Source organism: Halorubrum saccharovorum DSM 1137, assembly GCF_000337915.1.
In the GTDB taxonomy this organism is placed as follows: Archaea; Halobacteriota; Halobacteria; order Halobacteriales; family Haloferacaceae; genus Halorubrum; species Halorubrum saccharovorum.
The window spans coordinates 161,085-180,340 of the sequence record NZ_AOJE01000012.1 but is presented as its reverse complement, the minus strand read 5'-3'; the positions used below and the strand labels follow the sequence as shown (position 1 = coordinate 180,340).

Below are 19,256 nucleotides of genomic sequence, written 5' to 3'. Positions count from 1 at the left end.
AGACGATGGACGACCGGACGCGCGAGTACCTCAAGGGCCGGTTCGGCGACTACTACCGCCGGGCCTCGCCGGCGCTCCCGCCGGACGCGAACCTCCGCGAGTGGGGCCACATCCCGTGGACCCCGGGGTCGGGCACGACGATGCTCCGGCACCAGTCGCTGTACGACCTCGGCGACGTGGACACGTTCTTCGCGGACAACGCGCCCCGGCACGCGTACTTCTCGGCCGCCCGCTACGACGACCCCGGCGCGTCGACGATGTCGCAGAAGGGGTGGCGCTCCGCCGACCTCGTCTTCGACCTCGACGCCGACCACCTCCCCGGCGTGGACCCGGAGACCACCTCGTACCCCGCGATGCTCGCCGAGTGCAAGCGGGCCCTCCTGCGGCTCCTCGACTTCCTCGACGACGACTTCGCGTTCGACGACCTCACCGTCGTCTTCTCCGGCGGCCGCGGCTATCACGTTCACGTCCGCGACGAGAGCGTTCGAGAGCTGAACAGCGACGCGCGCCGCGAGATCGTCGACTACGTCCGCGCGATCGACCTCGACACCGAGGGGCTGATCCGGACCGTCTCCGAGCGCGGGACGACCAAGCGCGTCCTCCGCACCGAGGGTGGCTGGGGCGCGCGCGTCCACGAGGCGCTGATCGAGTACGCCGACGACCTCCGCGACATGGACGAGGACGCCGCCCGCGAGCGCCTGATGGAGCTCGAGGGGATCGGGGAGGGACGCGCGGAGACGATCCTCGGCGCCTTCGAACGCAACCCCACCGCGGTCCGGGAAGGCAACGTCGAGGCCGGGGGTCCGGGCGTCCGCCGGCTCGTCTCCGCGCTCGCCGCGCGCGTGGCCGCGACCGACACCGCGCCGATAGACGAGCCGGTCACCACCGACACCCGGCGGCTCATCCGGCTCCCGGGCACGCTCCACGGCGGCTCCGGGCTCGTCGTCACGCCGATCGAGCGCGGCGGACTCGACGGGTTCGACCCGCTCCGGGACGCGGTCCCTGACCGGTTCGTCGGACGCGACATCCGGATCGAGACCGACGTCGATCGGACGGTAGAATTAAACGGCGAGCGCGTTAGAGTTGAACCCGGTAGAAACACCGTGCCCGAGTTCGCGGGGGTCTTCCTCATGGCCCGCGGCGAGGCGCGGAAAGCCCCCGAACGATGAAACTCGACGAGCTCAGATCGGCCCAAGCGAAGGAACGCCGCAAGGACAGCCTCCAACACCTGCGGGACTCCTTTTACGACGACGTGGCCGCCTACGTCGCCGATCTCCGCGCGGCCCGCGACCGCCGCGCCGAGCAGGTCGACAAGCCGTTCTCCGACGACGACGTGCGCCGGATGTCTGACGAGATCGAGACCGCCGAGGAGGTCGCGGAGGCGCTGTACGAGCGCCGCGTCGGCAAGGTCGTCAAGCTCGCGTCGTTCGCGGCGGCGGACATGCCCGTCGACGCCGACGGCATGACCACGGAGGAACGACAGCTGTTCGACGACCTGGTCGACCGGATCAGCGACAACAAGTCGCGCGTGCTCGACGTGCTCGCCGGCGAGACGCCCCCGTCGTCGCCCGGCTCGGCGCAGACGGAAGGCGCGGGGCCAGCGGGAGGGGGACCGACGCCCGGAGGAGAGGCGACGCCCGAAGGCGCGAAGGACGCGATCGAGGGGGCGGACCCGACGAACGCGACGGACTCGCCCCCGACCGCAGACGAGACCGCCGCCGCGGACCCGACGCCGACCGCGCCGGATCCCGAAACGCCGACCGAAACGCCGACCGAAACGCCGACCGAAACGCCACCGGGCGACGGCGGCGGGAGTGCGGGGAGCGGGGAGCCCGAGGGGAGCACCGACGCGCTCGCGGGCGCCATGGGCGGTTCGGACGAGGAGGTTGCGGACGCCCTCGACGCCACGACCGACGGCGGCGCGCCAGCGCCCTCCGGTTCGACCGGAGGGACCGACACGACCGCTCCCGGCGGTCCGACCGAGGTCCCACCGGAACCGGCCCCCCCCGGAGCGCCGGACGCGGACGCGACCGATGGACCGACCGTGAGCGACGCCGGTTCCGGGAACGGTCGATCCGCCGCTGACGCCGCCGCCGACACGTCAGCCGCCGACACGTCAGCCGACGACACGTCAGCCGACGACGACGCCACCGATCGCGCCACGGTCAGGATCACCCGCGACGTGGGGTCGATATTCGGCGTCGACGAGCGGGAGTACGACCTCGCGAGTGAGGACGTCGTCACCCTCCCCGCGGAGAACGCGGACCCGCTGGTCCAGCGGGACGCCGCGGAGCGACTCGACTGAGGTCGATTTCCGATGTCCGCCGCCGATGCCGTCGACGGTCCCGCAGCCGCGCGGGCGTTCGGCGCCGCGGCCACCCTCCTGGCGCTCGGCGGCATCGCGGTCGCGATCCTCCTCGACCCGACCTTCTCGTGGACGGCCGACGCGCTCTCCGATCTGGGAGTTCGCGGCCGGAGCGCAGCCGTGTTCAACCGGGGGCTCATCCTCGGCGGCGCCGCGGGGGTCGGCTACGCCGTTGGCCTCTGGCGGTCGGTGACGCGGCACGGGGCGATCGCCGCGGTCCGCGCGGGGGTCCTCGCGCTCGCGATGGTCGCGATGGCCGGCGTGGGGGTCTTCGACCTCACGGAGCCGCTCCACGCCCCGGCCGCGGCCGGCTTTTACGTCCTCGTCACGGTCGCGTTCGCCGTCGACGGCCTCGCGCGGCGCGGGACGGCGACCGGGCGCGTCGTCCTCGCGTTCGTCCCGATTCACGTCGCCGTCTGGGCGACGTTCGTCGCGGGGTGGTGGCCGGTGTCCGGGCTCGCGCTCCCGGAGCTTCCGGGGGCGCTCATGCTCGCGGGGTGGGTGTGGGCGCTCGGTCCCCTGCCGGTCCTCGGGGCGGTTTTCGACTCGGTGGAGACGCGATCCGGAGACGCCGGGACCGACGAGCACTAACGCCGCGGACGCGTAGCCACGGGCGATGGAGGTCGAGTTCCTCGGCGGCGCCCGCGAGGTGGGTCGGAGCGCGGTCCTCGTCGACGATTCACTGCTCTTGGATTACGGCCTGCTGACCGCGGATCCCCCGCAGTATCCCCTCCGCGACCCCGAGCCCGACGCGGTGGTGGTCTCGCACGGCCACCTCGACCACGTCGGCGCAGTTCCGGCCCTCCTGAAAGGGGACCGACGGCCCGCGATCCACTGGACGCCGCCGACCGCGGATCTCACTCGAACGCTGGCGCGCGACACGCTGAAGCTCCGCGGTAACAGCCCCCTCTGTCCCTTCTCGGAGGAGCACGTCGCGCGGCTCGGCGAAGTCGAGGAGCGGCACGCCTACGAGGAGCCGTTCGCGGTCGCGGGCGGCGTCGCCGGCGGCGGGTACGAGGTGACGCTGTTCGACGCCGGCCACATCCCCGGCTCCGCGCACGTCCTGATCGACGACGGGGACACCCGGCTCCTCTACACCGGCGACTTCCACACCGACGACCAGCGGCTGGTCGCCGGTACGACCGCCCGCCCCGACGCCGACGCCGTGATCTGCGAGTCGACGTACGCGGACGTGACCCACGACGACCGCCGCGCCGTCGAGGACCGCTGGGCCGAGCGCGTCCGGGCGACGATCTGGGAGGGCGGGGCCGTCGTCGCGCCCGCGTTCGCGATCGGGCGGACCCAGGAGCTGATGCTCGTCGCCGACGCCAACGACCTGACACCCTACGTCGACGGGATGGGGAAAGCGGTGACGCGGCTGGTCCGCCGGCATCCCGAGTTCCTCCGCGACTCGGAGGCGCTCCGCCGGGCGAAAGGCGCCGCGCGCTTCGTCACCGGTCGCGACGGCCAGCGCGAGCGGATCGCCAGTGACAACGAACTCATAATCACCACCTCGGGGATGCTCGCCGGCGGCCCGGTTCACTCGTACCTCCCGGAGATCCGGGGGAGTCCGACCAACGCGGTAACACTGACGGGGTATCAGGTAGAGGGGACGCCCGGGCGGGAGCTACAGGACCACGGGCGGCTGGCGATAAACGGGACCGTGCGTCCCGTGAGCGCCCGGGTGGAGTCGTACGACTTCTCCGCGCACGCCGACCGCGGGGGGCTAGAGGCGTTCCTGGACTCGTACCGGGGATCTCGGGTGCTCGTGAACCACGGCGACCGCTGCGAGGCGTTCGCGGCGGACCTCCGGGCGGACGGGTTGGCGGCGAGCGCGCCGGAACTGGGAGAGCGGGTAGAGTTATAGAACGGACGAACTGGAAACTACTTCAATAGCGTGTTTGTCGGCTACTTCACCTGATAGAGTTCGGGCGGTTTTGGTGTTGCACCCAGTCGACTGTGCCGTTCCACAATACGGTGAGCGACAGCGGATAATCCATATGTAATTGCAGTGAACCCACCTACGTGAATCGGTTTGAACGCATCGAATATTGGTGCCTCTGTAACGACGGCAACCAGTAATAAGACACTAACAACTGCGAGTCCGATATAATACAGACTCCAAGGAATCTCTTTTCCATGGAGAACTTCGATGTGTACATCTATATTATCCAAAATTTCTGTAGATTGAACGGTTTTCTCTGACTTATTGAATTGAATCACATTTTTTTCATCCATTTTTGGAAGATGTGTCCGCCTGAGAGTTACGTACACGCTCCGTCGATCTTCGTGATCGATCTCTTCTGGTTCCGTTTCCATTTCCCACGCGGCAACATACGTGGAAAGCTCAGCGAGCTCAACCGGTTCTTCCATGCGTTTGAGCGCATGGACAACGAACCGCCGTCGTCGGTTGGATAACAGGTCAAATATATCGTTTCTGGATAATTTACTCGTGTCTGCGTTCGGTTCATTTTCTGTATCACTGACAAGTGGTATATTCATTCTTACATTTGTCCTCTCGGAGTTTATTCATTATGGTTGACAGAACCTGGATCGTAATTCGGACAGCCTCAATATAAAAGGGCATTATTGTTAGTCTGATAATTTATTTTATCAGACATAACTAACAGTTCCTCGTTGCGCTAGAATAACATTCTGAGATACTATCTGGGAAGTCCCTCTTGAAAAGAATCAATCACACTGTATTTGATCGTACTGTGTCCACCCTGTACGTGACTCAATCATTCTGGCATCGTCATCGGCATTTCATCGATGACTGCAGGCAAGCGTCACTCGCTCTCGTCGTACTGTCTGGATCTCCTGACGATGTCGACTGCTATCCGACTTCCTCGTTTACTGTCGGTCTACGTGGCCAAGTCGTTCTTCAATTCGCGTTAGGGATGCACCGTGATGTCGGGTTTGCTAGCCCACAGTTTGGGTCCTCTGACGGAGTTCATTGAGCCATCTGAATTAGTCGCCTCCTCATTATACCCATTTTCTGCCTCGAATTTATCTTCTAAATCGGGTACCGAAGACTAGTCTAGTCCATCATACGACGTATGCTGTGTGGCCTTGTTCGTCGACACCTCGGCTGAAGTCGGTGTCGCCAAATTCTCAGTTCCGGTCTTGTCAGTTGTCTCGTTTGCGTCTGTGATCTGAGTCGAGGTGTTGGTAGAGGTGTTGGTAGAGGTGTTGGTAGAGGTGTTGGTAGAGGTGTTGGTAGAGGTGTTGGTAGAGGTGTTGGTAGAGGTGTTGGTAGAGGTGTTGGTAGAGGTGTTGGTAATCTCGACCGGCTCCGAAGAGTTCTCAACAGAGAGCGTACTTGAAACCGTCTCGCTGTCGGAGAGAATACCGACCGTCGCACCGCCTGAGGCCGCAGCTGTCACCAGAAACACCGCTAGAACGAGTGAGAGGAGTGTACGGTTATGCATCGGTTTCACCCCCCGAACTGCTGGTCTCCGCAACCGAATCGCCGTCGTCGCCTTTAGAAGACGCCCTTTGTCCGTCACCGTTGGTTCGCTGAGGGACGGGGTCATCGGACGCCTCGGCTCTAGCTATGATGTCTCCGTTGTCGTGGGTTGCGGCAGTCTCGTTCGCTGATTGTACGGGCTGGTCCTGCTGGGAGATTGAACCGGAATCGGTCTCCGCCTCATCTGTCGCGTCGTCGGCGCCGCCGAATACGTACAGTCCACCGAGCAGAAGAAGCGACGCGCCCACGCCGCCGGCAACGCCGAGCGCCCACGTTTCAACCGTGTCGTAGGCCGTCCAGAGACTGTACGCCACCCAGATGCTGTACGCCAGAAACGCCGCGTTCACTCCCAGTCCAAGCTGCAGCTCCGCAGCGGTGAAGCTGATCCCCGCATCGGCCTCGTCGGACGCCGCAGCGGTACTGTTGTGCTGTCCCGTTGCTTCGGTCGTCTCTGCCCTACTTGGCTCAGTCGGCTCTCCTTCGGAGGTGTCGGCGGTGGTCGCGGCCGCTGCGTCGGCCGTCGTCTCAGCGCTGGAGTTGCCACCGGTGTTCGGAGTTGAACGAGCCGAGGCGATGACGTTCCAGATCTCGTTAAGTACGAGTAACAAGACGGGCAAGGCAACAAACAGAGCGAACCCGGATTGCGTGCCGGCGAAGTTGATGAGGTATCCGATGAGCGGAATAACCAGTAGGTAGCCGCCGGGCGAAAGCACCTTCCCTTGGAGTTGGTCTGGGGTGACGAGCGACCCGTCTGGATCTTCGTTCGCGTCACCTTGCGTTCGGAACGCCGTAGTGCCATCCTGCTCGACCACATCGATCACGCGGTGGGTCGTTGGAGTATCCCCTCCCTGCCCCCCGAACGTTATGACATCGTTTCGCTCGATCGCCGAGGCCGGAACGCTGTTGACGATGATGACATCGCCGGGACTCATCGCCGGTTCCATGCTCCCCGAGAGGACGACGTAGCTCTGGTCGGCACCGACGACTTGTGGAACTGCAAAAACGACGAACGGAACCACGATGGCGATGAGTACGGCGACGCCGACGACGTTCGCGGTCCGCCGCCAGGGGATGTCCCTGCCGTCTTGGTCCGAGGTCGCGGTCGAAGTATCAGTCTCAGTCATTGCTTTTCCTCGAACGTGTTATCGGTTTCTTCCAGTTTGATCGACGTTCCGCTATCGGGGAAGTCGTCCTGACTAACGAGATCTGCTGACAGTTCGCCCGGAGCCGAGGATGCGCTATTACCACCCTTCCCGCTCTTCTCGTTACTCTGACCGGACAAGCCGTTCGCTCCACCGTTGTTCGCGTCACCGCTACTATCACCCTCAGCGGGCTCAAAGCCGTCTTCGACACTTCCCGACACCGCACCGTAGAAGTCGGCGTTTTCATCGCCACCCGTGGTCACTGTACCCCTCGTCGCAGAGTCGTCGCGGTAATCGTACACTGTGAAATTCTGTCCGGATTTTGCGACTACGTAATCCACGTCGCCGTCGGTCTCCCAGTCGACCGATGTCGGTCCATCATCGTCCGTGCTATTTATATCGGTAACCTGCGGGGTGAGAGTGCCGGACTCGGAACAGAATGCGATGAAACTGATCGCTTTTCCACCCGTCTCGTTCGTCGGCTCACAAGGACTCAAGGGGCCGAACGGCGTGTCCGTTCCCGTGTTGTACCGGCACTGCTCCGCGTAGAACTCGAATTCGAAAGCGAACTCCTCGTTAGTGTTCGACCCTGTTACATCCAACACGAAGTCGACGCTCTCACCGGGCCGGAAACACCGCGCATCGTCACCCTCCTGACAGCGCAGCGGCTCTCCGTTGTCTTCGCGCAGTTTGTTGACGACACTCTTGAGCGTCCCCTCAGCTATGAGTGCGCTGTCGTCGTCGCCGCACTCCGCCCGGAGCTCGACGTACACGTCTGCAGCCGCATCGATCGGCTCGGGACACGTCGCCGGCCGAGCCCAGACGTACGACGGATTATTGTTGACCAAATCAGGGACATCGATCGTGTAGACGAGTCTGTCTCCGTCGCCGGACGAACTGGCGCTGACTTCCAGTTCGACCACACCGGCGCCCGCGGTGCTCGCCGCCCCGGTGATGGAGTTGCCCGTGAACGTTTCCTCGTCCGAGAAGACCGCCATCGTGCCCTTCCCGGTGAGCGCCCCGGCCCCGCCGGTCACGGTGATGCCCGCGAGCACCTGTCGACGGGTCAGGTCCGGCTCTTGCATGTGTTCCCCCCCTTAGAGCCATGACATCGTATCTGATTACGTGCCAGAAATTTGTCTGCTACTGATATATATTTATTGGATGATAAACCGGTGTCGGCCAACGCGGAGTTGGTGCAGCGGTTGGCGGACGGAGCCCTCATGGGCTAGTCACCTCCACAGCCGATATCGAGTGCGAACGTGACTGAATCGGTTTGTGTCTCGTTGACGCGTGCGTCGTTGGCAAACTTCCATCGGAGCGTCACCGAAACGGAATCGTCGTCCGTAGTGGCGTCGATAGTTCCGAGTACTTCGTTACTCGTATCGCCAGCTACGTCGGCAAGCGTCCCCTCCGATATCGTCGGCTCGGTGATCTGCTGAGTGAGGTCGTCGGCACCGAGCGCATCGAGTCCCAAGACACCCGTGTTCTTCCAGACGGTGACCTGTAGGTATTCTTGGAGTTCGCCGACCGTTTCAGTGGTGTCTCCCGCGGCTTCTTCAGGATCGCTGAGACCGTTTTCGGCACGGTCGGTAAGACTGATTCCAAGCGTCGGCGAGACCGTGTCGCTCGCGTCGGGATTCGCCAAGTCAGCCGTGAGGCTGAAACTGACCGTCCCCCTGTCACCCGGGAGTACGTTGTTTAACCGGATAAGTCCGGGCTCGTCAGGCTCGCTTCCGCTTCCGTCCGGCGTCGTGTCCTCAAGCAGAGTTGTTTCCCCGTTTCTGGTGTACGTTTCTCGCCACTCGGCGTCAAGCGTGTAATCGTCGCAACTGTGAGAAGACGCGTACGTGTACCTGATCGAGTCCCCGGTCGCATACCCGAATCCGATAAATGCGGCCATCCCGGTGCCTGAGAGCATGCCGATCAGCCGCCGCCGATTTATGCTGAGGTCTGTCATCTACGGTCCGTGTTTGGATGTAGTTGCGTCGCTTCGACCGGTCACCCTACCGCCACTCTGAGACGCACGGCCGCCGGAATGCGCGGGAGTCGAGGCCCACTCGGCGTTGTCAAACACGTCCACAGGATCGCCTCGGACGCGCTTCGCGTGACTATCTCTCGGCCAGTATAATAATTGTTTGGCTGTCAGGTTTAGCCTCGGCGCTCGGCGGATTTCGTCGTCGATCTTCGAGCAGATGTGACTCGTGTGGAGTGCTCCGCGAGTGGCGGCGCCCTCCATCGTGCGTCGATGCGGTCGGTGCGAGTTTGTCATGTGTCGGGTCAGTTTCTCGAGACCCACCGGCGGAGTCGAACCGCCGAAAGGCCAGCGTGGTCAGACCTCCGATAGCGCCCTCAGATCAGAACGCCGCGTTGCTCGTCGTCCCCCCGTTGACGCTGATTTCTGCGGTGCCGCCGTCAGCACCCGAATCCTGCACTTCGTTGTTCGTTTCCAGCGTGAGTGAATCGCCTGCGCTGAGCGTGTTGTTGCCTCCTATAGTGACTGTCAACGTCGTACCGTTGTTACCTCCCGACACGCCGCTGATATCGCCAGTAATATCCGTGCCATTCTGGGAGAGGGTGAGGTCTCCCTGACCGACGTTACTGATGTCGGCGGAGCCGCTCTGGTAATCCACAACCACCTCGTTCAGCGAATCCCCGTCGTCCTCACTGCCGACGATTATGTTCACGACGTGCTGCTCGTTTCCGCCATCGCCGGAAGAATCGCCATTGACGGTGATGCTGGCGTTCTGGCTGGCGGAGCCGCCATTGGTCGCGGTACCGGACCCGTCGTTGTTCCGGCACTGTTCGGTGTAGAACCCGAGATCGAACGTCACCGAGTCGCTTTGGATCTCGTTACCAACCTCTCGCGGCACCCACCACTCGAACCCGATGTAGTGGACATCGTCAGCCGCAGTGTAGCAATCTCGGGCTGTGTCGTCAGGTGGATCGCTCGTTTCGTCGAAGTCCGTATCTGTCGACTCGTCGCCGTCGAGCGGGACCCCCTTACCGCTTGAGAGGGCGCCAAGTACCTGCCTGAGCGTTCCGTCGAGGAATACCTGCTCGTCGTCTTGGTTGACGTTATCTCCGACATCACCGCCCGGACCGTTACCGCCACCACCGTCATACCACGCGCGTGCCTGTATTTTGTCAGAGAGTTCGACTTCGCCGTCCCCCGGCTGTGGGTCGGGGTCGGGGTCGGTACTCAGGCTCTCGCCCTCGATGAGCACCCAGGCATCGAGTGCGGTGTCGTTTGCGTCAGCAATTGCCAGTTTGAACGTGTTCTCTTCGCCAGGGTTGACATCGGCTTCTACCTGAAGAACATCAGTGAACCCATCAGCTTCGGTATTGAACGGGGTGTCCGTGTCACTCGGATCATTGTTGTTGAACACGTCCGAGTTATCCATCGTATTGACGGTGTTAATCGACACGGGATCGCCGTTTATCAGCGCGACGTTGGCGTCTTCGGGAGAGTTATCCTCCGGATTGAGGAAGAACCCAAAGACGTCATTGAACTCGTCGACGAACTCGTTGTATTCGTCCGAGGCAAACACGAAATTGAAGAACACCTCTTCTTCGCCCTGTGGAACGTCGAAGTCGAACTCAAGAACGGCAGCATCGTTCGTCTCGTTGACTGTGTCGTCCGCAATCGCGAGGAGGTCACTATCACCAGGAGTGTCGTGACTGGTGCTTGTACCGTCGCTATCATTCGGTCCGACAATGTCTCCCACGTCACCGGTGCTTAGAATAACGCCGCCGTCGAGATTGTACACGCTACTTCCGCCGCTGAATGTGCCGCCGGCAGCACCCGCGCCGGTGAACGACGCATTGTTGATACTGATACCGCTTCCGCCCGCGATAAGCGAATCTGCGAGGTCGGTGGCAGAGAGAGAAGAGTCATCGGCAAGCGAAGTCACACTGAATCCCGACTGCGCTGACGCCGACCCCGTCAGCGCCGAGAGCCCGGCTACGCCAGCGCCCGTCATCGCCGCTCCCTTACCGAGGGTCGACCAGAGGCTGTTTCGGCTGGCTCCGGTCGTCTGTGAGTCAGTCTCTCCGGTCGCTTCTGAACTGGTTCCACCGTCTTCTCCATCGCGGTTAAGCGCCGACACCCCTGTCAGCGCAGCCAGCGGCCACAACGACGAATTGTCGAAGGAACCGTCCTCCTCAGGACTGTCTCCTTCAGGTTCGGTGACTCCGTTCTCGCTTTCACTCACTAACTCACCGGTCATCCAGAGGTAGCCGGGGTTGTCACATAGCGAGAAATCGAACGTGATCTCGCCGAAGTCGCCCGGCTTCACGTCGTCCAGATCTATAACCGGTGGCGGGATCTCTGCCCCCGGCACGTCGGCCAGTTCTTCACAGGGATCCTCATTCGATCCGAGGCCGCCATCCGGGAACTGTTCGGTGCGCGTGTCGTTCATAAACGTATCTACGGCACCGTCAGTAACTGACAAATACGGCGATCCGCTCGAGCTCGGGAAGCCAGTCTCTGTGGAACCTGGACTGTCGAACTCGACGTTCGCCTCCGAGACATCGTCAAGATTTCGAATCCCGTTGAAGTAGTGCTCGTCCCAGCTGACTTTCAGATCGAGCGTCCCCGCAGTGATCGAGTTGTTTGTAAACGATTCCTCATCGCTGAAGAGCGCGCTCGTCCCAACTCCAGCTGCGGCTCCAGCCACACCGACTGCTCCCACGCTCCCCAGGATCTTCCGCCGCGATAGTCCCGAGTTATCGTTTGACATGGTCTCTCCCCTCGCTCCCCCGTCCGTGGGGAATGCCCACCGCCGGAATCGAACCGGCGAAATGCCAGCGTGGGTAGACAGAACACCGATACACCGTGTTTGAGTGTATCGTTCGGTGTCCTGCTGTTATCTAGACAACCACATCTGCTCCTTCAGTGAGATTGTTATCACTCTCAAGCGCACTTTCCTGATCAGACTCAGTATCCTCGCCGTTGATATTGTCGAAGCCGTCGCTATCGGTTTGATCTAAGATCCAGACATCAGCGGGGTTGATACTCGGACTGCTCGGAGAGATGCTATTCGATGAATTGTCCACGTCGTTTCCAGCAATCGAGATGTCAAATATCTCATCAGCCTGAGACTCAATGATTGTAACTCCGTTCTCCCATCCATTCATCGAGTTGTCTGAGACTACAATGTTCGATGTGGGTCCCACATCACCCGGACCCTGCGAGACGAAGACTGCCTGACCCTCGACAACGCTCCCGTTAGTAGTAAACACATTATCCGAAATCACCACGTTCTGGCCGTCACTCAGGTGCACGCCCTGGGGGAACTCGCCATTCGTGTCAAATGGCGTTCCCTTCTGTTCGAATTGGTTGTTTGCGACGACTGCGTTCAACGCTCCCTGACCTTCGATTCGAATACCGTGATTGCTGGTTTCAGAGATTGATACGTCGTTATTAATAAATGCCAACCCGTCAGCCGGATTCGGGTTATACACAACTCCGCCGTTGAGCAGGTCAATATCTAATCCGGCGATTGTGAGGTCAGTAGAGGTGAGCTTTAACTGCCCCCCGTCAACTTCGACTGTCGGCATTGACTGGAACCCGAGTGGCACGAGCGAGGAGTCGACATCAGCACCGCCGGACAGTGTGAACGTCTCACCGCCAGCGAGGCCAATAACCTCGTCACTCTCATTGCTCAGTGCCGTCGAAAGGTCGTTATAGTCGTATCCACCACCCGAAGGCCCGACAGAGACGGTTGTAACCGGGTTAGCCGGGTTGGAGTTGTTCCGGCTCTGGACAGCAGCGAAGCTGAAGCTGAACTCGACCGCGTCCGACTGAATTTTGTTGCCGACAGTAACGGGCAGTTCCCATTCTATGGCGATACACGGACCGTTTTGAGTGCTGTCGTCAGGCGATGAGGGGTAAACCGTATCTGAATCGTTGGGCACACCGTCCACACGGAATCCCGCTTCAAGATCCGCAGCTAGTCCGTTGAGGGTCTGATCGGTTGTGACTGTTCCAATCTCGTCGTAAGTGGTAGCGTCTGTGACGTTTTCCACGTACTTGACATCGGCAAGGATTTCTTGACCGAGGTCACCATTGGGTTCGCCGTCATTGCCCCCAGTCAAGCTCCCGCCGCCAGACGCGTCAACATCCCCTTCAGGCTCGGTCTGGGCGTTCTCGTAGTTCGTAACTCCATCTGCGCTTGCGACGAACAGGTGCCCCGGATTGTCGATGATTTTGGGACAAAACACCAATGTTCCGCTGTCGCCCGGCTTGACATTGGTCAACACGTACGAGTAGTCAGCAGGGTTACCATCGATCGTGCCGCTACCGTCGCCTTCCGGGTCGTTGAAATCGTAGCTAGTGTCGTAATCGATGAGCAGATTCAGTTCACCAGCCTGAATTTGATTGTCTTCGAACGATTCTTCATCGCTGAACAGCGCGCTGGTCCCGACGCCCGCCCCCGCGCCGGCGACACCGACGGCCGCTGTCGCACCTAGGATCTTCCGCCTCGACAGCTCGAATTTATCGTCTGACATAGGTGTGTGTCATCCCAGAGGGATGAGACCCACCGGCGGAGTCGAACCGCCGTTCCGCAGCAAAGCTGCGCAACGAGCCTCCGGCAGAGCCGGAGACGCCGTTCCGCTGCGAGGCCGCGTCACGGGCCGCCGATGCCGGTGGCGCCGTGCTCCGAGTGGGCGAACTGCGCGGGAGGGGACGAACCGTCTCGCCGAGCAGTCAGGGTCCGGTCGGATTGTCGTTGTTCCGGCACTGCTCGGTGTAGAACCCGAGGTCGAAGCTCACCGAGTCACTCTGGATCTCATTGCCGACGTCTTCGGGTACCCACCACGCGAGACCGAAGCAGTGGGTCACACCGGCGGGATGGCAGTCTTGCTCGGACGTCGTCCGGTCGAAGTCGAGAGCCAGACCAGGGTCTAGCTCGCTTTCCAGTTGCTCGAGCGTCCCGCGGAAGATGACCTCTTCTCCGGACCCACCTGCGGTCAGCGCATCCGCGATATCCTCACCGACAACGGTGCCCCCGCTCTTTTGACCCGTGCCCGCAGTGGGAATGTCGTACATCGTCGCGTCGCTCGTCGCGTACGCCGTTATCGTGTCGCGGGCAAGCTGTTTGGTACCGGATCCGGCACCGGAATCGTACACGGCTGCGGCACGGACGATGATATCGTTGTCACCCGAGATGTCTGCCGGGTCACTGCCATTGAGTCCCTGGGGCTGGTTATCGGGATTGTCGACCTTCGGACCGGCCGGTTGCGAGTACTGGGTACCGGGCAGGAACGGTTCCCCGTCGATGTCCCGTGCGACGAGCGCCGTTTCGGCCCGGTCTTCGGCGCCGGGTGGGTTGCCAGGGTTCGGCAACGCCAGACCGCTACCGTTTGCTTTTCCGTCGAAGTAGTCCGACTCGTAGGTGTTGCCGTCGAAAGTGAACTGGCCGTTTTCATCGATCAGTTCACCTGCCACCGCGTCCAGATTCCCGCTAGTGTCGTAGACGGGATTACCGTCTGAGATGAGGAGTAACTGCTTGCTGACGGGAGCGTCGAGGGTGCCGTCGCTGACGAGCTTCGCAGCCTTGTCATTGAGATACTCGCGTCCCACGTCGAGAGCCTGCGGAATCGGCGAGTTGCCGTCGGTCTGTCCTGGCGGCAGAATATCGCCGCTCCCGAATATCCCGTCCCCGTTATTATCGACGTAGTTGTCGATCGGCTCGATCGGATTTGCGAGGAATACGTCGTTGTTATCACCTTTACCTTCGAACGTGATGACACCCGCTTGGACCTCCAATTCCGGGTTGTTTTGGCTCGCTTCGAACAGATCTTCAGCCAGCGCGTTCCCGGCGTCTATCGTTTGCTGAAGATTGGGTGTCACCGAACCCGACGTGTCAATAATCGCTAGTGCGACGATGTCGTCCGGGGCCGTATCGATTTGGTTGTCACAGTCATCGTCGTACCACAGGGCCGTCTGAACGTTCTCGGCGAGTTCGCCCTCGTCTGGCGTGTCATCTACCTCGTCTTCCGGCTCTGTGAGGCCATTTTCACTCTCAGTGAGCCCACCGGGCATCGTCATCCAGAGATAGCCGGGGTTATCACAGAGGTGCGCACTGAAAGTGAACTCCCCGAAGTCACCGGGCTTGATGTCCTGAAGATTGAGCAGGGGGAGCCCGTCCCCGTCGTCGTTCGTGTCCCCGTTCTGTGTCCGAGCCGGCATGCCGTCCGTGGCGAAGGTACTCAGGTCTTGCGGAACGTCCGCCAAAGCATCACACGGGTTCTCGACGATGGGTTCGCCCCCACTGTCTATCGACGTAAACGTCGCCTCCGGATTCTCACCGCCCAAACGGTCTGGGAACGCCTCGATGGTCGTGTTCTGGAAGTACAGTTCGAGGCTGGACTGCCCATCACCAAGCGGGTCGTCTTGAGCGTTCGCCCACACTACAGGGTTCTCCGGATCCGGGAGACCGACGTATCGGCTATCGTTCGGATCCGACCGGGTGATGTCCAGTGGGACTTCATCCTCCGTGTCCGGATCGGTCTCCGTTGTTGGATCGCCGAAGTCGTCGTAGATCTGTGGGAAGGAGTAGTGTTCCTCCCAGTCCATCTTGAGGTCGAGGCTCCCAGCGGTCAGTTGGTTATCCTCGAAGCTCTCCGTGTCGTTGAACAGCGCGCTCGTTCCGATCCCTGCGCCGGCGCCGGCCGCGCCGACCGCGCCCATACCGGCGAGGATCTTACGCCGCGAGAGTTCCAATTTGTTGTCGCTTGACATTGTTCGTCCCCTCCTGGGGAAGACCCACCGGCGGAGTCGAACCGCCGTTTGCGGGCGAAGCCCGCGTTCAGCTCCCTCGATAACTATTCGAGGGGTTTCGTGCGCCGGCGTGGGTCAGACGATGAGCGAACTATACTGTTCAGTTACGATTACGACGAGTTCCTGCCGCTGCGCGGGTCGTCGTTGTTCCGGACCTGCTCGGCGCTGAACCTGAGGTTGCCCTTCACGGCGTCGCCCTGGATCTCGTTGCCGACCTCCGAGGGAAGTTCGAGCAGCAGGTAGAAGGTGAGTTCAGCCTCACCGTCGCCGTCCGGGTCACCCATGCGGGGCCGACCAATTTCGTTCGTGTCGGTTGACCCGACCTGGACGGGATCGCTCACCCCACCGACGAGGATACCGTCGCCGCTCGCGATGCCGTTTCCGAGTGGGTCGTTACCGGTGCCCGGATTATTGGGATCCTGGTCCAGTCCGAAGTAGAACTCGCGGGCGTCCGTGTAGCCGAGCGTCCCTGAAGTGACGACCCCGTCCTCACCCGGTTCCTGATATTCCGGGACACCATCGTCAGTAGTCGGGGCCGGGTACGTATTCGACTCCGTGTTGCTGATGCTGTCCATCCGCGCTAGGTTGCTCTTGTCGCCACTCTGGGTACCTTCCGACGGTGCCGTGCCGTCCCACTGCTCCCAGTAGCTCACGAGGAGCTTGTCACCCAGCTCGGCGTTCGTGGCGGTGACCGGTTCGAAGCCGGCGTCCGTCGTGTTGCCGTCAGCATCCTCTTCGGGTTCCGTGCTGGTACCTTCTGTTTCTCTGTACTCCTCCGCGTCCCCGTGGATCGTCAGGTAGAATGGGTTGTTACCAACCGAATCCACGGTGAAGCAAATGATGGCCCAGTCGCCCGGTTTAACGTCATTGAGTTGGAAATTCTGTACCACGTCCCCGTCAGCCGTGAGTGGGTTGCCGAGGATACCCTGGTTACTCCAGTACTCGTTCGCTGCGACGACTTCGGCCTTCACCGCCATGTCGAGCGTCCCGGCGGTGATCTGGTTTTCATCGAACTCTTCCTCGTCACTGAACAGTGCGCTCGTTCCGACCCCAGCGCCGGCGCCGGCGACACCGACTGTGCCGAGTCCGAGTAGCGCCTTCCGCCGGGAGAGACTGTATTTGCTGTCGTTTGACATGGGTTTGATGTCCGGTTCCACCCGTCACGGGTGGTCCGAACGTACCCAACCCATTGGCACCCCAATTTAAAGTTATTAACACCTCAGTTCTCTTGAACGTAGTGTTCAGTGGATTTAACCCGCAGTTGAAGTTTAAGAATTATGGTATTTTTTAGCTCAACATTACCCTGTAATCCGTCAAGCGATCCCTGTGACACGTCAGGCAGAGATTGAAATACCACAACAACTGATTACTCGGGCGGATTGTGGTGCCTGAAGCGAAGAAGCGGTAATCGATCGACTAGCTACCGTCGAGTATCTCACGTCGCTATTCAAGTCAGAAAAATGATGTTTAGAAAGCTATATGAACGAGGGATACGGTCATTATGTCATACTGGCTGAATACAGACCGTACCCAATTGGGCTGTCACACATGTTCACACAGCGACTACGTCGAGACCGCACCGATACGAAGAAGATCCACGATGTCCTCCGAAACGACCGGCGGCGGCTGGCGCTTGAGTATCTCAAACAGCGACTCAGACCGGTCGAGGTCCGCGAGCTATCCGACCATATCGCCGAACGCGAAGTGGGTGAGTCACCGCCGCCCCGGGACTGCCGCCAGAGCGTCTACAACACGCTGAGCCAGACTCATCTGCCGAAGCTCGAAGAGCTCGGATTCGTTGACTTCGACAGAGACGAGAAGATTGTCTCCCTCTGCGAGACGGCCCGCGAGATCGACGTGTACATGAACGTCGTCACGCCGCTGGGTATCACTTGGGATAGTTATTACCGAAGTCTCGGTGTGCTTGGACTCATCAGCGTCGTGGCGGCTGACACGAACGTCGCGTTCTTCGCCGGGGTCGAATCGCTGCTGTTTGCGACGGTGTTCCTGTTCGCGTTCGTTATCTCGATATCCTACCAGCTGTGGTCGCTCCGGTGGTTCTATCTCCAGAAGGTCGTCTTGGACGATTGACATCGGTACCCGACGTCGAGCGCCCAGCCGTGCGGACGAACGGGGGCCTCACTCCGACGTGTTAGTCCCGGTCTGCGGTCTGAAGTCGCGTACATGTCTCTCGTGTCGTGGGTAAATACGCCGGGAATGCGATTCACTTACCGACTGACCGTATTCGAAATATCCCACTTCTCGTCGTTGTGCCGCTGGTGTCGTCGAGCGATCCGCTCGAAGTACGGAACCATCACGTCCGTCATCTCGTCGAACCGCCGCGTGTCGTGGAGCTCGACGCCGAGCGCGTACCGTGCGGCTTCCGGCCCGTGCCCGGACTGGCCGCCCCGAGGCTTGTGGGGGTAGTCCGAGTCCTGAAGTGCCGCTCGAAGTTCGTGTACCTGCGCCTGCTTCATCGGCGTCCAGTAGTCACCACCGACCTTGTGACGCCGCCATGCGACCGTGGATAGCTCGGCGTACTCCGGATCGATCCCGGCGATCGAGGCACGTCGCTCGAAGGCCTCTCTCACGGGTGACCAGTCGGCGTCGTTTAGAGCGGACGTGTCGAGATCCCCGTCGACGGTACACGCCGCCTCGATACGGTCTTTCTCCCATAATGCATCTACGTACGCTTCGCTCGCCTCGCGTGCGGCGTCTTCGGTGAGGTGTTGGAATTGGAACGTATCAGTGACCGCAAACGCCTTTATCGCTAGCTCTCGATCCCGTTCATCGTGATACATGAACCCCAGGCCCAAATGCGTCGCCGCCTCCTGAGGTCCCTGCTGTTTGCCTTTCTGTAACATTGTTTGTGGTTCCGATTTTGAGTTAGCATTCATACGGATGCTAATCACTCGGTATCAGCCCTGCTGTTGGCTTACACCCGTGTTTGCCAGTCAAGGCCTAAAACCGTTCTGTGCCAATTTCTACCGCTGATAATCATCTGAGACGATCAGTGAAACCGAAAACACCAATCGACGCGGTGCCTTCCGGGATGAGCAGGCGCGAGTCCCTCCGGTCATGGGGCGAGTAGTGTCGCGTTAATGTTATTGGACCGAGGGTTCGTCCGGCTCTGGAATCTTCCACGGATAGTAACCCGACTAACAATCTCTGCTTGCTCACGTGGTTGATGAGAGTTCGCAGACGCGCTCAGGTGTCGACGTCTGGGAACATTTCGAGACGAGATCGCCCCATCAGACCGGTACCACGGCCGTTCCGGGTACGTCAACATGGCTCACCAAGACTGCTCAGACCGTGGTGTATGCGCCACCATCTCCATGAACGCGATCGAGAATCGTCAGGACTGGTTTTCTCTTCCTCTCGACACCTTCCCCGTCGTTCGGAAGCGTCGGCCGAGAGGTGGCGTCTCTCGTGACTACGCGAACCTCCGGTTTTAGGTGACGACGGCAGGCGTCGGGGGAACACGGACACTCC

Annotated in this window: 15 protein-coding genes; 5 read left to right on the top strand and 10 right to left on the bottom strand. The window is 61.0% G+C overall.

The window, feature by feature from the left end:
- Window positions 1-5 precede the first annotated feature (5 nt).
- The 4 genes from priS to C471_RS04930 are packed head-to-tail and all read left to right on the top strand — an operon-like array spanning window position 6 to window position 4,232.
- Entirely contained in the window at window positions 6-1,169 is a 1,164-nt protein-coding gene (priS, locus tag C471_RS04945; RefSeq protein ID WP_004046946.1) for a DNA primase small subunit PriS, read from the top strand.
- Window positions 1,166-2,305 (top strand): DNA replication complex subunit Gins51, encoded by a 1,140-nt coding sequence (locus tag C471_RS04940; RefSeq protein ID WP_004046945.1) that lies wholly within the window; start codon window positions 1,166-1,168, stop codon window positions 2,303-2,305. Before priS ends, C471_RS04940 begins: the two co-directional genes overlap by 4 nt.
- A 12-nt stretch (window positions 2,306-2,317) precedes the next feature.
- Complete coding sequence (locus C471_RS04935) at window positions 2,318-2,956, top strand: DUF998 domain-containing protein (RefSeq protein ID WP_004046944.1); 639 nt, start codon at window positions 2,318-2,320, stop codon at window positions 2,954-2,956.
- Between the two features lie 25 nt (window positions 2,957-2,981).
- Complete coding sequence (locus tag C471_RS04930; protein WP_004046943.1) at window positions 2,982-4,232, top strand: MBL fold metallo-hydrolase; 1,251 nt, start codon at window positions 2,982-2,984, stop codon at window positions 4,230-4,232.
- 41 nt (window positions 4,233-4,273) lie between these two features.
- Here the strand turns inward: C471_RS04930 and C471_RS16215 are convergent, their stop codons facing one another.
- From C471_RS16215 to C471_RS17960, 9 genes are all read right to left on the bottom strand, one after another.
- Entirely contained in the window at window positions 4,274-4,867 is a 594-nt protein-coding gene (locus C471_RS16215; RefSeq protein WP_004046942.1) for a DUF7344 domain-containing protein, read from the bottom strand.
- Window positions 4,868-5,400: 533 nt separating this feature from the next.
- A complete protein-coding gene (locus tag C471_RS17350) occupies window positions 5,401-5,796 on the bottom strand; it encodes a hypothetical protein (protein ID WP_160163124.1) in 396 nt (131 codons plus the stop codon).
- Window positions 5,789-6,958, bottom strand: coding sequence for a signal peptidase I (locus tag C471_RS04925; RefSeq protein WP_004046941.1), 1,170 nt, complete (start codon window positions 6,956-6,958; stop codon window positions 5,789-5,791). Before C471_RS04925 ends, C471_RS17350 begins: the two co-directional genes overlap by 8 nt.
- Window positions 6,955-8,061: a hypothetical protein gene (locus tag C471_RS04920; RefSeq protein WP_004046940.1), complete on the bottom strand. Its 1,107-nt coding sequence runs from the start codon at window positions 8,059-8,061 to the stop codon at window positions 6,955-6,957. The genes C471_RS04925 and C471_RS04920 overlap by 4 nt, the downstream gene beginning before the upstream one ends.
- 143 nt (window positions 8,062-8,204) lie before the next feature.
- Complete coding sequence (locus C471_RS04915; protein ID WP_004046939.1) at window positions 8,205-8,936, bottom strand: hypothetical protein; 732 nt, start codon at window positions 8,934-8,936, stop codon at window positions 8,205-8,207.
- A 397-nt stretch (window positions 8,937-9,333) separates the two neighbouring features.
- Window positions 9,334-11,718, bottom strand: a complete 2,385-nt coding sequence (locus tag C471_RS04910) for a choice-of-anchor L domain-containing protein (RefSeq protein WP_080505529.1) — start codon at window positions 11,716-11,718, stop codon at window positions 9,334-9,336.
- 130 nt (window positions 11,719-11,848) lie between these two features.
- Window positions 11,849-13,489 (bottom strand): SipW-dependent-type signal peptide-containing protein, encoded by a 1,641-nt coding sequence (locus C471_RS04905; protein WP_004046937.1) that lies wholly within the window; start codon window positions 13,487-13,489, stop codon window positions 11,849-11,851.
- Between the two features lie 199 nt (window positions 13,490-13,688).
- Entirely contained in the window at window positions 13,689-15,725 is a 2,037-nt protein-coding gene (locus tag C471_RS17965; protein WP_239638615.1) for a vWA domain-containing protein, read from the bottom strand.
- Window positions 15,726-15,874: 149 nt separating this feature from the next.
- Entirely contained in the window at window positions 15,875-16,921 is a 1,047-nt protein-coding gene (locus C471_RS17960) for a SipW-dependent-type signal peptide-containing protein (RefSeq protein WP_004046935.1), read from the bottom strand.
- A 322-nt stretch (window positions 16,922-17,243) separates the two neighbouring features.
- Here C471_RS17960 and C471_RS04890 point away from each other — a divergent pair, with 322 nt between their 5' ends.
- Window positions 17,244-17,855: a DUF7344 domain-containing protein gene (locus C471_RS04890; protein ID WP_239638614.1), complete on the top strand. Its 612-nt coding sequence runs from the start codon at window positions 17,244-17,246 to the stop codon at window positions 17,853-17,855.
- Window positions 17,856-17,992: 137 nt separating this feature from the next.
- On the opposite strand, the gene C471_RS04885 is transcribed toward C471_RS04890, so the two are convergent.
- A complete protein-coding gene (locus C471_RS04885) occupies window positions 17,993-18,676 on the bottom strand; it encodes a hypothetical protein (RefSeq protein ID WP_160163123.1) in 684 nt (227 codons plus the stop codon).
- Window positions 18,677-19,256: the final 580 nt, after the last annotated feature.